15 protein-coding genes are annotated in these 13,522 nt (G+C 60.6%); 8 read left to right on the top strand and 7 right to left on the bottom strand.

All coding sequences use genetic code 11. The features are described from left to right. Positions 1-16 precede the first annotated feature (16 nt). Complete coding sequence (locus HMPREF3130_RS00480; RefSeq protein WP_005511827.1) at positions 17-343, top strand: transglycosylase family protein; 327 nt, start codon at positions 17-19, stop codon at positions 341-343. Here the strand turns inward: HMPREF3130_RS00480 and HMPREF3130_RS00485 are convergent. Then, on the bottom strand, positions 340-1,569 hold the full coding sequence (locus HMPREF3130_RS00485; RefSeq protein WP_070429079.1) for an HNH endonuclease signature motif containing protein: 1,230 nt from the start codon (positions 1,567-1,569) through the stop codon (positions 340-342). The two genes, HMPREF3130_RS00480 and HMPREF3130_RS00485, sit on opposite strands and share 4 nt — an antisense overlap. A gap of 296 nt (positions 1,570-1,865) precedes the next feature. Between HMPREF3130_RS00485 and HMPREF3130_RS00490 the strand changes: the two genes are divergently transcribed. Continuing rightward, entirely contained in the window at positions 1,866-2,387 is a 522-nt protein-coding gene (locus HMPREF3130_RS00490; protein WP_070429080.1) for a GNAT family N-acetyltransferase, read from the top strand. On the opposite strand, the gene HMPREF3130_RS00495 is transcribed toward HMPREF3130_RS00490, so the two are convergent. After that, positions 2,344-3,261 carry an FAD-dependent oxidoreductase gene (locus HMPREF3130_RS00495; RefSeq protein WP_070429081.1) on the bottom strand — a complete coding sequence of 306 codons (918 nt, stop codon included), beginning with the start codon at positions 3,259-3,261 and terminating at the stop codon, positions 2,344-2,346. The genes HMPREF3130_RS00490 and HMPREF3130_RS00495 overlap by 44 nt on opposite strands. A gap of 54 nt (positions 3,262-3,315) precedes the next feature. Here HMPREF3130_RS00495 and HMPREF3130_RS00500 point away from each other — a divergent pair, with 54 nt between their 5' ends. Beyond that, on the top strand, positions 3,316-4,314 hold the full coding sequence (locus HMPREF3130_RS00500) for an LLM class oxidoreductase (protein ID WP_070429082.1): 999 nt from the start codon (positions 3,316-3,318) through the stop codon (positions 4,312-4,314). Here HMPREF3130_RS00500 and HMPREF3130_RS00505 read toward each other — a convergent pair. Next, positions 4,298-5,335: an aldo/keto reductase gene (locus tag HMPREF3130_RS00505; protein WP_070429083.1), complete on the bottom strand. Its 1,038-nt coding sequence runs from the start codon at positions 5,333-5,335 to the stop codon at positions 4,298-4,300. The two genes, HMPREF3130_RS00500 and HMPREF3130_RS00505, sit on opposite strands and share 17 nt — an antisense overlap. A 145-nt stretch (positions 5,336-5,480) precedes the next feature. Between HMPREF3130_RS00505 and HMPREF3130_RS00510 the strand changes: the two genes are divergently transcribed. The 3 genes from HMPREF3130_RS00510 (at position 5,481) to HMPREF3130_RS00520 (ending at position 7,737) form a co-directional block, all read left to right on the top strand. After that, positions 5,481-6,809, top strand: a complete 1,329-nt coding sequence (locus HMPREF3130_RS00510) for a PepSY-associated TM helix domain-containing protein (RefSeq protein ID WP_070429084.1) — start codon at positions 5,481-5,483, stop codon at positions 6,807-6,809. A gap of 79 nt (positions 6,810-6,888) precedes the next feature. Next, the gene (locus tag HMPREF3130_RS00515) at positions 6,889-7,293 is read left to right on the top strand and encodes a hypothetical protein (protein ID WP_083276305.1); all 405 of its coding nucleotides are present in this window, start codon (positions 6,889-6,891) and stop codon (positions 7,291-7,293) included. Positions 7,294-7,401: 108 nt separating this feature from the next. Beyond that, a complete protein-coding gene (locus HMPREF3130_RS00520; RefSeq protein ID WP_049189837.1) occupies positions 7,402-7,737 on the top strand; it encodes a YciI family protein in 336 nt (111 codons plus the stop codon). Position 7,738: 1 nt separating this feature from the next. Here HMPREF3130_RS00520 and HMPREF3130_RS00525 read toward each other — a convergent pair whose 3' ends face one another. Together HMPREF3130_RS00525 and HMPREF3130_RS00530 are read right to left on the bottom strand one after the other, a co-directional pair. Further along, on the bottom strand, positions 7,739-8,590 hold the full coding sequence (locus tag HMPREF3130_RS00525) for an SDR family NAD(P)-dependent oxidoreductase (protein ID WP_070429086.1): 852 nt from the start codon (positions 8,588-8,590) through the stop codon (positions 7,739-7,741). Beyond that, a complete protein-coding gene (locus HMPREF3130_RS00530; protein WP_070429087.1) occupies positions 8,587-9,804 on the bottom strand; it encodes a saccharopine dehydrogenase family protein in 1,218 nt (405 codons plus the stop codon). The genes HMPREF3130_RS00525 and HMPREF3130_RS00530 overlap by 4 nt, the downstream gene beginning before the upstream one ends. Before the next feature lie 106 nt (positions 9,805-9,910). On the opposite strand from HMPREF3130_RS00530, the gene HMPREF3130_RS00535 reads away from it, so the two are divergent. After that, positions 9,911-11,119 (top strand): MFS transporter, encoded by a 1,209-nt coding sequence (locus HMPREF3130_RS00535; RefSeq protein ID WP_070429088.1) that lies wholly within the window; start codon positions 9,911-9,913, stop codon positions 11,117-11,119. A gap of 9 nt (positions 11,120-11,128) precedes the next feature. Here HMPREF3130_RS00535 and HMPREF3130_RS00540 read toward each other — a convergent pair whose 3' ends face one another. Both HMPREF3130_RS00540 and HMPREF3130_RS00545 read right to left on the bottom strand, forming a co-directional pair. Continuing rightward, a complete protein-coding gene (locus HMPREF3130_RS00540) occupies positions 11,129-11,515 on the bottom strand; it encodes a Rieske (2Fe-2S) protein (RefSeq protein ID WP_049172555.1) in 387 nt (128 codons plus the stop codon). A 30-nt stretch (positions 11,516-11,545) separates the two neighbouring features. After that, positions 11,546-12,268 carry a YggS family pyridoxal phosphate-dependent enzyme gene (locus tag HMPREF3130_RS00545; RefSeq protein WP_070429089.1) on the bottom strand — a complete coding sequence of 241 codons (723 nt, stop codon included), beginning with the start codon at positions 12,266-12,268 and terminating at the stop codon, positions 11,546-11,548. 84 nt (positions 12,269-12,352) lie between these two features. On the opposite strand from HMPREF3130_RS00545, the gene HMPREF3130_RS00550 reads away from it, so the two are divergent. After that, complete coding sequence (locus tag HMPREF3130_RS00550) at positions 12,353-13,519, top strand: glycosyltransferase 87 family protein (protein ID WP_246815081.1); 1,167 nt, start codon at positions 12,353-12,355, stop codon at positions 13,517-13,519. Positions 13,520-13,522: the final 3 nt, after the last annotated feature.

The raw sequence follows: 13,522 nt of genomic DNA on the forward strand, positions 1-13,522 counted from the left end.
GGAGTGTTCTCTTTTTATGCGTTTTTCCGGTAAGTTCATCGCATCCGCCGCTGTGGCAGCAGGCATGATTGCTGCCCCGACCGCGGCCGCTAACGCTGCATCAGTTAGCGCCTGGGATCAGGTTGCGGCTTGTGAGTCCGGCGGAAATTGGCAGACCAATACCGGTAACGGCTACTACGGCGGACTGCAGTTCTCGCAGCAGACCTGGAGTGGCCACGGCGGTGACCAGTACGCACCGACGGCTGACCAGGCCACTAAGGAGCAGCAGATTGAGATTGGCGAGCGCGTGCTTGCCTCCCAGGGTGCTGGCGCATGGCCGAACTGCGGTGGTCCGCTGGGTTAATCCTCCCCATCATCAAAGACCAGATCTGGCACAGCCGCGAATGACAGCCACCACTTCATGTAGTGGTCATGGCGTGCTTTCGTCTTCTGAGTAGCGCGTTTGTCAAAAGTCTGTCGCCCGAACCCGGCTAATGGTCCGGCCGGGACGGTCGCCGCGGTAATACCGTCGGCAGAGGACCACACCTCTGAGCCGTCCTCATAAGCGGTGATATCCCAGAGCTTGTGGGTTTTCAGGTTGTGGTGCTTCCTGCATAGGCAGTGCAGATTCTGTGTGTCGGTGGGGCCACCGGCTTCGGGGGCTTCCTGGTTGTACGGCGCGATATGGTCAATATCGCACTTATATGCTGGGACTTCGCAGCCGGGGAAGCGACACGTGCCGTCGCGACCGTGGACGCGGGCGACCTGCGCTGGAGTTGGACGGTAACCATTGGTGGCGCTGTCTGCTGAGAGGCGGACATGCGTCACCTTTTGCATCCACTCTTCCGTGACCAGCGCGCCAAGCCAGCCGGCGCCGTCCAGCCAGGCATCATCACTGTGGGGCTCGCGGAAAACATTGAGCACAACTTCCGCATTGGTGCGCTGGTGGATGAGTTCCACAAATGCATCCGCCTGCGTCATTTCCTCATTCGCGCGGAAAACCGTTTCAATCGCGCACATGGCAAAATAGGCGCGGTCCGGCCGCAGTGTGAGAATGATTTGGGAGTAGCTGTCGGGACGTTCCACCAGAGTCACCGATTCCGTATCGGTGATGGTGGGAATTGTGCCGTCGGCACGAGCGCGGTCATCCAAATCCGCAGCAATATCACCAATTTTGGTGGTGAGCGTGCGAGGACCAATCATTGCTTGACGACGCTTCCGTGGCGTAACCAATGCCAGAATCTTCTTCTCTGCATCGGGTATTTGATCAGGCTCGATGCCGACTACGCCATGTGCAATGATGCCGAGTTGCCGCATGGATAATGCGCAGCTTTCCCGGGCATATTCCGCCAACTGTGGCATTTTCTCCAGCAACAGGCCAATGTCACAGATACGCAGTGCCTCACTGCGGGTGATTCCCAGCCGAATGCTGATGCGAGCGGCATGGTTTTCAACGTCATCATCACCTGCAGGGCAGCAGGCTTCAATCAACTCAAGTTGGGCGCGGTTGGTAGCCCGCGCGAGTGCTGAGAGCTCATCTTCAGGATTTTCGTGAGCCCAATATGGTTCGGGTACTTGTTCGGACTTCATTGGATCCCCCTGGTGCTCCAATGGTTGTCGGTTTTCTTTCGAACTTACTTGCTATCATACGGGCATGTTTCTAGTTTGTAAAGAGAAATGAAAAGAAATATTGGGGAGTTTTCGAAGATGGTTAGCCGACTATAAAAGCACATGTTACCTGGGTGTTTGTGGGTTGTTCGCGGGGTAGCGTACCAAAATACAAATAAAACACCCGTTCGAAATTGAAAGCTTGGTAATCTCGCTTTCATAAAAGCGGAGTTGTAGAAAACAGCACAGAAACAGCGCAGACAGCGGGGAGTAAAACCATGATCATCCGACAGGCAACGCGGGAGGACGCCGCAGCAATCGCGGAGATCTACAACGAGGCCGTGATCAACACCGTCGCCATCTGGAACGATGACACCGTCAGCGCGGAGAATCGCATCGCATGGCTGGAGGCGCACTGGGACAAGGGCTACCCGGTTTTCGTCGCCACGCTTGACGACGAAGTCGCTGGATATGCCACCTTTAGCGATTTCCGTGACTTCGACGGGTTTCAGTACACGGTGGAAAACTCCATCTACGTGCATCCGAACTTTCAAGGCAGGGGAATTGGAGGCGCACTGTTAAGCGCGACCATCGATGCTGCTCGTGAGGCGAGAAAGCACGTCTTGGTTGCGGCGATTGAAGGCAGTAACGAGGGGTCGACTGCGCTGCACAAAAAGTATGGCTTTCAGCGTGTTGGGCTACTGCCGCAGGTGGGGACGAAGAACGGGCGATGGTTGGACATGCTGTTGATGCAGGTCATGCTGACAGACGGGCAGCCACCCGCTCGGCCGCGCGCTTAGCAAAGGGGCCAACACCCATGATCGTGGCGGCACCGGGGCCAACCCAGTCGCCGTAGCCGACGAACTCGATGAGGTCAGAGTCGATGCTGCGGAAAGGGTCGAGCGCTGGGCGGAAACCGGTGCACCAGATGAGGTGGTCCGCGTGGACGTCGTCAAGCGAAGAAAACATGGGTGTCCAGGTGAGTGCGCCGGAGTCGCGGGCTTTGCGGACGGGCGGTAGGGCAACGATGTCGCCAATGCTGTCGGTGGCGCCCTGGCGGTAGCGTTTGAACAGGACGCGGCCGTCGACGTCGTCGGGCATCCAGCGTGGTTCGTGGCGGGTGAACCAGGTGGTGTCGATGCCGGAAAGCACCAGTTCAGAGGCTATTTGGGCGCCGGAGTTCGCCGCGCCGACAACGGCAACGCGGGAGCCTTCGAATGGCTCGGGACCTGGGTAGTTGGCCGAATGCCACTGTTTCGCGGAGGTCGTGCCGGGGTAATACGGGACGAAGGGCCGGTTGCCGGTGGCGGCGATGAGCTGGCGGGATTCGAAGTCACCGGCATCGCTGGTGAGGTGGAAGGTGCCGTCGTGGGAGACGTCCGTGACGGCGACCGGGCGCTGAACGCGCAGTTCGTAGCGCTTTTCGTAGGAGCTGAGGTAGTCAATCACGTGGGAAGCGGGCGGGAAACCGTCATAATCGGGCATCTGGATGCCCGGAAGGTTGGAAAAGTCCGGGGTGGAAAAGAGCGTCAGTGAGGGCCAGACATTGCGCCAGGAGCCGCCGGGAGCGGGCTGATTGTCCAGAATGAGCGGATCAATGCCGCGTTTGTGCAAGTAATAGGCGGTAGCGAGGGCAGCTTGGCCGCCACCGACGATGATGACATCCTCAAGCATGTTTCCAGCTTAACGACGAGTGCCGCACCTCGAGCTGTACTACCGTGGAGCATCATGAGCTCGCTGTTTGATCTTTCGGACAAGCCTATCGACGAACTACCCGGTTACCAGCGCACATTCGCGCCGGGCCGACTCACGGTAGGGCTGAGTCTGCCCATCGAGCAGGACGCCGAAGCCGAGCCCAGGGACGCGCTGAGCAACCAGATTCGGCTGATTCAGAAAGTCGAACGCGCAGGCATCGCGGCGGTCTGGGCACGCGACATCCCGCTGCGCGTGGAAACATTTGGCGACGTCGGCCAGGTCTACGACCCCTGGATGTACCTCAGCTACATCGCCGCACACACCACCGATATCGCGCTCGGCACCGGTGCAGTCGTCGTGCCCTTCCAGCATCCGCTGGTGATGGCCAAGCGCGCTGCCACACTGGACAGGCTTTCCGATGGCCGTTTCCTCTTTGGCGTTGCCACCGGTGACCGACCCGAGGAGTTCCCCGCCTTTAACCAGGACAAAGGCAAGCGCGGTGAGCGTTTCCGCGAGCATATCGAGGTCTATGAAAAAGCCCTCAGCACCAGCTACCGGCCTATCCGGTGGTCCGAGGGCAAGATGGGCGGATCCGATGTGGTGCCCAAGCCGCTGGCACGCCGAGTTCCGCTGTTGGCCACTGGCTCCTGTCAGCAGAGCCTGGAGTGGAAGGCCGCGCATACCGACGGGTGGTTCATGTACCACAAGGGTTTGGAGATGCAGAGGAAAAACATCGTCAACTGGCAGGAGGCGGTGGCCCAGGAGTGCGGCGAGGGCGTGTTCAAGCCCTTCTTGGAATCACTGTGGATTGACCTGCATGAAGATCCCGACGCCCCCGCGCAGGGCGGCCACTTCGGGTACCGCCTTGGCCGCAACAAGCTAATTGAGCTGCTGCAATCGCAGCGACAGCTCGGGATCAACCACGTCAGCATCAACTTTCGTACCTCGAAGCGGGATGCGGAAGAGCAGATTGATGAGCTGATTGAGTATGTGCTGCCGGCGCTCGATGAGCTCCCTACACAGACTCCGTAGCGCCCTGCCACTGATTAATCCCGCGGTCGACGGCCCACTTGTCGATCTCCGCGAGTTCTTCATCGCTAAACGGCGCAGCCTCCAGGGCGCCGAGGCTGTTCTTCAGCTGCTCCACCGAGGATGCGCCGATCAGGGCGGAGGTCACTTCGTCACGGCGGAGCACCCACGAGATGGCCATCTGTGCCAGGGACTGGCCTCGTCGTGAAGCAATGGCGTTGAGCTCGCGGATGGCGGTGAGCGTGTCGTCGTTGAGGAACCCCGAGTTCATCTTGTGCGCCCCGAGACGCGAGGATTCCGGCACGCCATCCAAGTAGCGGTCGGTGAGAAGCCCCTGCGCAAGCGCGGAAAAGGCGATGACACCCATGCCTTCATCGGCGCAGGTTTCCAGCAGTTCGTCCTCGATCCAGCGGTTGAACATGGAGTAGCTCGGCTGGTGAATGGTCAGCGGTGTGCCCAGCTCACGGGCGATTTTCTGCGCGCGGCGAGTGAGCTCAGGGGAGTAGGAGCTCACGCCGACGTAGAGCGCGCGACCCGACCGGACGAGGAAATCGAGGGCGGCGACGGTTTCCTCGATAGGCGTATCCGGGTCGGGGCGGTGGTGGTAGAAAATGTCCACATAATCCAGCCCCATGCGCTTCAGCGAGGCATCGCAACTGGCCACGAGGTACTTCCGCGAGCCGCCGAAGCCGTAGGGGCCATCCTGCATGTACCAACCGGCCTTGGAAGAAATGATCATTTCATCGCGGTAGGGAGCGAAATCCTTGGCCATGATGCGACCGAAATTCGCCTCCGCAGAGCCCTGCGGTGGGCCGTAATTGTTGGCGAGGTCGAAGTGCGTGACGCCGTGGTCGAACGCGGTGCGCAGGATTTCACGCTGCGTCTCGAGCGGTCGGTCATCACCAAAGTTATGCCAAAGTCCCAGCGTAATGGCTGGAAGCTTCAGCCCCGTGCTGCCGGAGCGGTTGTACGGCATTGTCTCATAGCGGTTGTCATCGGCGTGGTACACGTCTGGATAAGCCATGTCTACGAGGGTACGCGTGCTTAACGACGGGTAGTTGCGCACAAGGTGGCCGACAACGAGGTGCGTGGCCGAATGGCTACCCCTGGAAGTAATAAAAGTGAGCTTGCTGGGGAACAACTGGGGCAGTTCGTCCGACTAATAAGGCATGACTTCAATAGCCACAGGCGATGCCGCTGGAACGCCAGCCGCAAACCCCGTCGCACAGACTCAGAAAAATGGTGGGCCACGAGCATTACTGCACCGAATCCATGTCGTTGCAGGCATCCTCGTTGCGCCACTACTCGTTATTGCAGCTATCACAGGCGTGGCGTATGCCCTCGCCCCGAGCATAGAAAAGGTGGTTTACCACGAAGAGCTAACCGCAACATCAAGCCTTCCCGCACAACCGCTGGAAAAGCAGGTTGAGGTCGCGCAGCGCGTGCACCCTGACCTGCCGGTGACCGCGGTGCAGGTCCCGGAAAAGCCGGGGCAGACAACGCGAGTCATGTTCAATGATGAGCAGCTGAAGTCGGAGTCCTACCGACATGCGGTGTTCGTCGACCCAGGCGACCTGAGCATCAAGGGTGACCTGGTGCAATACGGTTCCTCGGCGGCGCTGCCACTGCGGGCGTGGATCTCTGAAGGGCACCGCAGACTCTGGATTGATAGCAACTTCGGTCGCCTCTACTCCGAGACGGCAGCATCCTGGATGGGCGCACTGGCTATTGGTGGCCTCTGGCTCTGGTGGGACCGTTCGCGTCGCAAGCGGACACAGGGAACAAGTAAGAGGGCGCATCATATGCGTCGTCACGCGAATGTTGGCGTGGCGGTTAGCGTTGGACTTCTGTTCCTGACCGTCACCGGCCTGACGTGGTCGTGGGTGGCTGGAACGGGCATCGCAAAGCTGCGCGAGACGATGGACTGGTACGCACCGAAACCAGCCATGACTGCGACTGCACCAGCGAATTATGACTGGTCAGAGGCAGATAGTGTTATGAACCTCGCACGTGCCGAGGGCCTGTCCGGGAAAGTCGAACTGACACCACCGGAGGCTGGCACGGTGTGGATGGCCAAGGAAGCCCGCGAGGAATGGCGGATGGGCATTGAGACCGTCACCGTTGACGGCTCGACCGGAGCGATGGTCGATCGGATTCACTTCGCGGATTGGCCGCTGCCGGCGAAGCTGACCGAATGGCTGATTAACGCGCACATGGGCATCCTGTTCGGTTGGGTGAATCAGCTGGTCCTGGCACTGATCGGTGTCGCTTTGTTGGCGATGATTGTGCGCGGGTACGCCATGTGGTTTGGGCGCGGTCGAGGTGGCCGCCCGGGCAGGCTCCCGGCGCCGACGCGCTGGCGGGACATTCGCCCGGGAGTTGCAGCGGCCGTTGTGGCGCTGCTGATTGCCTACTCGGTGGTTGCACCACTGTTCGGTGTGACTCTCGTTGGCTTCGTGATCGTTGATTGGGTCTGGCGGAAGCTGCGGAGAGGTTAGTGTAGGTTCTGTCGCCTTCGGGTTCCCTGTACCTAACGGCGTGGTAAGACCCATGAAAAACACTCAGGAGGGTAAACGCATGACAAGGTATTGGGACCACAGCGGCAGTATCTACAAAGACGACGGTCAGGAAGACTGGTGCGACCCCATCACCGAGCAACAGGCACTCGCTGAGATTGCAGAGCAGCAGGAACAGCATGACGAAAGGGCGAAGAACAAAGTCAAGGAACTGCGCGCAAGAATGAAAGCTGTCGGCGCGCAGGCCAGGCAGACCACCGAACAGCCGTATCCAACCTTTTCTCAGCAATCCGCCGCATACCGTGAGGGCGCGCAGGCCTACAACGAGGGCAAATCTTGGCGCGATAACCCGCATGCCCCCGAGTCAGGTCTAGCCGCCCCGTGGCGCATGGGTTTCAATACCCGCAAGCAGCAGGTAGCGGAGATTAGGGCACAGCGAGCCGCCGCTGCGAGACAGGAAAACTAGGCCCTGGCCGCAAAAACGCTCAACCAAAGCTCTAAATTCCTCACAAATTCCCGGTTCCATCCCCACTCAATCTGTTACACTTAGCAAAACGAAACCCAGGAGCTTGGTGTGCAGTACTTTTTCACGGTCCATGGCCGCAGAGATATCAACGCGTATGACTCTGATGAGGAAATGCACGCTGCCTTTGAACGGATTGGACGCTTCAATCAGAAGCTCCAGGACGAAGGCCACTGGGTTATGTCCGGCGGGCTGGTACCGCCGGAGGATGCCATGACGGTGCTGCCGGATGGTTCACATAGCGATCTGCCGTACTACAACGCGATGACGTTCCCGTCAGCTTTTTGGATTGTCCAAGTCGCAGACGAGCAAGAGGCCATCAACCTAGCCCACGAAGCCGCGGAGGCGTGTGCACAGGCCGTTGAAATGCGCGCCGTCGCCGATTAACTCACCGCAGCCCGTGCACCCGGCGCATGATGGTCAACACCGCTTGCGTCGGGATTCGCCGCATGAAGGGCACTGCAACGCTTGCCGACGACCCCCGCGCCACCAGAGCCAAAGGTCGCTCGGCAGATACCTCGCGCATAACCACCTCAGCAATCTCCGAAGCGGGAATGCCATCTTCCTCATTGGCGTTCAACTTCGTCAGCATGCGGTGGACATCAGCAGCGTAAACGGAGCCCTCATCGCCATACGTCGTCCGACGTGTAGAAATCCCCGTGTTGATGGCACCCGGTTCGACAACCGTCACCCCAATACCGAACTGCGCGACTTCACCGCGCAACGAAAGCCCAAAGCCGCGGATAGCGGCCTTCGTCGCCACATAGGAAGAACGGTAGGACAGCGGCAACCCGCCGAGCATCGAGCCAACCAGCACAATTCGGCCACGACCGGCCTCGCGCATGCCAGGCAGCAGCTGCTGTAACAGCTCCACCTGCCCCAGAACATTGACTTGGAAGAGACGCTCAAGCGCCTCGCGGGGTAGCTCCTCGAAAGCGCCCGACTGGCTCTCACCGGCGTTGGCGACGACGACGTCGTAAGGCCCGTGGGCGACCACAGCAGCGATGTCGTCGGCGCTGGACATGTCGAGTGCCACCATCTGCACGCCCTCGGGGTGCGGCGCCTCGGCGCCCCTGCGGGACGTGCCAACGACCTCGAAACCGTCCTTGACCAGTGCCTCCGCGCATGCCCAACCGATGCCGGAGGAAGCGCCGGTCACTAACGCACGGCCGCCACCTACACTCGGCAGTTTCGGTCCGCGGGTGAGATTCGCAAAAGCACCGGTCAGGCCATCAGTCATCGAGCCTGCACCGCCTCAATGGTCATGCCGCCCGCGCGGAGACGGCGGGATAGGGCGTCGCCAAGCGCGACAGTGGGAGTGAGCACGCCGGTAGCGTCCGGCAGATCGTCGTGGACGAGTGCAAGGGCGGCGCTGGAAATCATGATCGCGGTGCCTGCGTACCCCGGGTCTTCCTCGAGCGACACCTTGGAACGCCAGTGAATACCGGAGGTATCGACGGTGTAGGCCTCGATGGTGAAGCGTCCCTCGGCCTGTTCTTCAGCGCTTGGGCCCTCGCCCGGCTTCGGCAGCTTCTTATCAATGAGCTTGGCCGTCGGCCCGAACGCCATCGCCGCCAGCGCCAACCTGCAGACAGCCGCGAAAATATTTGCGCGCACGAAAGCCTTCGGACCACGGCCGACATTGAGTAGCTCACGGTAGCGGAAGGAATCGCCGTAATCCGCCAGCATCGCCGAGCGCTGAACAATGCGGGTGTTGAACGGCGACATGAAGAAGGGTGCTCGCCAATGGCGGCGGAAGCGCGCCGGGCGCAGGTCGACGCCGAACTTACCCTGGTCGGGACCCGGCTCAGCCAGGGCGTACTGATCCGCGATGATGCGACGCAGCTTGGGGTCCTTCTTGGCCTGTGCTAGCTGGACACGGACCGAATCGATAGTGCCGCCGGAGACCCCGCCCTTGACGTGCTTGAACAACAGGGTTGTCTCACCGAGCTTGGTGTGGGCCGCCTCGTGGAGCTCGCGGACAGCGACGTCGGAAGGAATCGAGTCGAAGCCGCAGGAGTGGACAATCTTCGCTCCGGTCTGCTGCGCCACCTCGTGGTTATTCGCAATGGAGTCGTGGACGAACAGCACCTCGCCACAAAGGTCGACGTAGTGAGTACCGGCCTTGGCGCACTCGGCCACCAGGGTGCGACCGTACTTCGCATACGGCCCCACAACGGTCAGCACCACCTTTGTACTGGCCGCAAGCTCAGCCACCGCCGGCTGGTCGGCAGCATCCGCAACAATGACCGGCCAGTCCGATACGCCTGCGTTCTCCGCGACGTCGGCAAGCTTCTGGGCGTTCCTGCCTGCAAGCGCCACCTTCGTCTGACCGGCGTGTTTAGCCAGATAGTCCACAATCAAACGGCCCACGAAACCCGTGGCACCGTAGACGACGATGTCGTACTCGCGGTCGTGATTGCGACTCTGTGGCTGTGCGGAAGAAGTAGTCATGCCTACGAAACTAATAAAACGAAAGCGATACCGCGGGCGAATTAAAAAGGTTTTCTGAATCCGTGTATTCAGCGAGGGGTTTGGAGGGAGGGCTAACCTAGGACAAGTGACTAGCGCTAACGAAAACCCCGAACAGATCGAAGGACTACGGCCAGAAGATCCCGGATTCCGTCGCGCGCTTATCGCTGTGCTTTTCGCCGGCCTGGCATCGTTCCAAGCGCTCTATGCAACGCAGGCGCTACTGCCCACGCTTTCCGACGAGCTATCGGTCGACCCCGCCACCGCGGCGCTGACGGTATCCGCCACCACCGGTGGCTTGGCCTGTGCGATTATCCCGGTGTCCATCTTGTCGGAGCGCTTTGGACGCAGGCGCGTCATCGTCATCAGCGCATTTGTGGCAACGCTACTGGGGCTCGTGGTGTCAATCGCGCCGGGCATCGGTTCGATGATTGCGCTGCGCCTGTTGCAGGGCATTGTCATTGCCGGTGTGCCCGCAGTGGCTATGGCGTATGTCAGTGAGGAAGTCCACGCCGACCACGTCAGTCGCGTGATGGGGCTGTATATCTCGGGCACGACGGTCGGTGGCCTGCTCGGCCGTATCATTCCGTCCATTGTGCTGGAGTTCGCCTCCTGGCGGGTGGCGATTGCGGTCTCGGCGACGGTGGCGTTCATCTTCGCCATTCTGACCTGGTACTTCCTGCCGCAACAGCGCAGGTTTAAGCCGAAGAAACTGTCGTTTGCAGGGGAGGGGCAGGCCATTGCGCGACACTTGCGCGACCCGCGCATCCTGGCGCTGTGCGCCCTGGCGTTCCTGTTTATGGGAGCGTTTGTCTCCCTGTACAACTACCTGGGCTTCCGACTGGGCGATAAGTTCGGGCTCTCCCCGGCACTGGCAGGGTTCGTATTTATTCTCTACCTGTCGGGCACATGGTCGTCGGCACGCGCGGGTGTGTGGGCGAAGACGGTGAGCCGCCGTCGGCTCATCGCCATTGCGACTCTGGCCGCGTGCTTGGGCCTGGGGCTGGCGCTGCTACCGTGGCTGCCCGCGCTGATTGTGGGCGTGCTCGTGTTCACGGCCTCGTTCTTCGTGGCGCACTCGCTGTCCTCGTCCGGCGTGGGGCTGGTGGCACAGCGCGACCGCGCCGAGGCATCATCGATGTACCTGTTCAGCTACTACGCGGGTTCGTCCATTGTCGGTTGGGTATCCGGCATGGTGTTCAGTCGCTTCGAGTGGGCAGGACTGATTCCATGGCTGGTGGCGCTGTCCTTCATCGCAGGTGCGTGTGCTGTGGCGGGGTTGAAGCCGCGGCGGTAGAAGATAAACCTACTTCTGGCCCACAATCAGCTCAGTGCCTTCGGCTGAAAGCGATGCCTGACCAGCGGGCTTACGCGAGGGGCCAGAAACAACCTCACCAGTAGCAATATCAAAGTGTGAGTTGTGGTTCGGGCAAATCATCACACCATTGCTGACCTCAGTGATACGACCATTCTGGTGCGGGCAGGAGCTGGAGAAAGCGGCGAACTTGCCTTCCTCCGGCTGCGTGACGACGTAATTGCCAATCACCACACCGCCGCCAACCGGAATGTCGGCAGCGTCAACCTTTTCCACCGCAGACTTTGGTGCACAAGCGGCTACGAGTGCGCCAGCTGCAGTGGCGGCAGTTCCCAGGAGGAAACGACGACGGGAGCACGGGGAGACATCAGAACTCATGGCACTGAGATTACCTTCATTTGATTACCTTTATTTCTGATAGGAGCGCTCACCGAAGATGGCGCGTCCCACACGCACGGTGGTCGCCCCTTCGGCGATGGCTTCGCGGTAGTCGCCGGACATACCCATTGACAGTTCGTCGAGGCTGACACCCTCCGGTAAATCCCCGAGCAGACTGTCCCGCAGCTCCCGCAGCTCCGCGAAGGTCTCGCGCACATTCGGATCATTCTGGGCCGCGATGGTCATAAACCCGCGCAGACGCAGGTTCGGGTACTCGCCATCGGGTCCAAACATGCGGACAAACTCCGCCGCGTGGCTTGGTGCCAGCCCCGACTTCTGCGGCTCGCGGGAGGCGTTGACCTGAATCAGCACATCGAGCGTGCGCTCGGAATCGGCCAAGCGACGCTGCAGTGCTCCGGCCACCTTCGGGCGGTCCAGAGCCTGAAACTCATCGGCACAGCTGACCAAGTGGCCGGCCTTATTCGTCTGCAGTGGACCAATGATGGCCATATGCGGTGCCTTGTCGCCGAAGGCCTCCCGGAATGCCTCCGCCTTGGCCACCGCTTCCTGGACGCGGTTTTCCGCCAGGCCAGCGCAGCCGGCTGCTGCGAGCTCCGGCCAGGATTCCACCAGGGCGTCGACAGGCACAGTCTTGCTGACGGGCAGCAGGCGGACCTCGGAGGGCTGGCGCCCAGCTCGTCGGCAAGCGTCGTCGATCTCGGAGCGAACCTTGCGATAGTTTTCCACGAACATACCTCCCACTCTAAGGCCTGAGTAGGAAGAACTGTGCGGTAGTGTCGAATCATGCTCATGGACAGACTCTCGACGCTTTCCGTCATGCAGAGACGGATCTTGGCAATTGTATTTGGGCTGGTGTCGCTGGTCGTTGTCATCGACTTCATCTATCTTGCGGCAACTGCCTACATGATGGACCTCGAGGTCTTCCAAGACGCCGGCTGGGCGCTACGACGAGACCAGGATCTCTACTCACCAGAGTTTCCCACCAGATCGGGTTTCCGCTTCATCTACCCACCCTTTGCAGCGCTGCTGTTTTACCCGCTGACCTGGGCGGGGCCGGTCACCCTGCAAATCATCTGGACGTTCGCCACGCTGGCGGCGGTGTGGGCGATGCTGTGGATGGTCTTCACTCGTCTCGGCTCTGAGCGTCCGAAGCTGATGGCTACCTGCCTGCTCGGGGTGGTGATGCTGCTCGACCCGCTGCGCGCCAACGTGCTCTTCGGGCAGATCAACGTCTTCCTCGCGCTGCTGGTGGTCTCCGATGTGCTGGGCTTTTTGCCCAAGAAGCTGCGTGGATTGGGCGTGGGTATCGCGGCGGGTATCAAGATCACCCCCGCGGCATATGCGCTGGTGTTCCTCATGCGCCGTGACTTTGCGGCCGTGGCCAAGAGCTTCTGCTGGTTCCTGGTGACCGTCGCCATTGGTTTCGCCGTGCGCTTTAAAGAGTCCATCTACTTCTGGACCGATGAGTTCTTCGCCGGCAACCGCGGTGGCGCCCCGGCTTACGAGGCCAACCAGGCGTTCAGTGGTCTGCTCGCCCGTGCCGGGGTGGAGGGCACTGCGCTCGATATTGGCATCTACGGTTTCTTCCTCTTTGGTGCCATCGCCGCTGCTTTCGTGGCGTGGATCTACCACCGCAATGGCTATGAGGTCGCAGCCCTCGGTTTCGTCGCGCTGGCGGTCAGCTTTGCTGGACCGTACGCGGTCAGCCACCACTGGTCGATTGTCATGGTCTTTGTGCCGCTGGTGCTCTTCGTCCGCGAGATCGGGAACATCGTTGTCGGCACCTTGTTCATGATCGCCCACTGGTGGGCGCCGTACAAGGTCTTCGTGGGCAACGACTTCGGTCACGCCGCGGGCGTGGGGCAGTGGTTCTACGGCAACATGCAGGGAATCATGGGCGGCGTGCTCTTCTTCACCTGCCTGGGCTACGCAATCTACCTCTGGTACAAACCCAGTCGCGTGCGGGCGCAGGCAGTTGCTTAACGA

The organism is Corynebacterium sp. HMSC14B06, assembly GCF_001807075.1.
Taxonomy (GTDB): Bacteria; Actinomycetota; Actinomycetes; order Mycobacteriales; family Mycobacteriaceae; genus Corynebacterium; species Corynebacterium jeikeium_D.